This is a genomic window from Vibrio sp. 10N.261.52.A1 (genome assembly GCF_002876325.1).
Classification (GTDB): Bacteria; Pseudomonadota; Gammaproteobacteria; order Enterobacterales; family Vibrionaceae; genus Vibrio; species Vibrio chagasii.
This window is the reverse complement of record NZ_MCYD01000494.1, coordinates 1-386: the sequence shown is the minus strand read 5'-3', so window position 1 is coordinate 386 and position 386 is coordinate 1. Positions and strand designations below refer to the sequence as shown.

The 386-nt window shown below is 33.2% G+C and carries 1 protein-coding gene; it reads right to left on the bottom strand.

The features are described 5' to 3' along the window. Window positions 1–386, bottom strand: a 386-nt coding sequence (locus BCT81_RS29580) for a hypothetical protein (protein ID WP_206748009.1), incomplete at both ends; no start/stop codon positions are given.

Sequence of the window (386 nt, the reverse complement as noted above, 5' to 3'; positions counted from 1 at the left end):
GTAAATACTCAGGAGCAACCCATTCATTTGAGTTTAGGACAACTTTAGCGCTGTCTAAAGCGAGGCAAAGGAATTCGTAAACAACTTCAAAACAAAAAATAAAACTGAATATAGCTAATAGTGTCCAAACTATAAGGTTTACTGTTTGTTGTACAACGAGTGGTAAAGATTCACTCTTAAAAAATCGTTTCTCACTTATCCTTTTCAAGAGGTTAGCCACAAAAATAGGCACAATAATTGATAAAAAAACAGAAGATGACACAAACGCTTCGAAAAAATTATCATCATGTTTAGTTAGCGAGACAGCTTTCATTAAAATAAACATGGTCGAAAGTGATGGTGTTATAACCATTGCTCGCGACAGTTTATATTTGTTACTTAAAAAC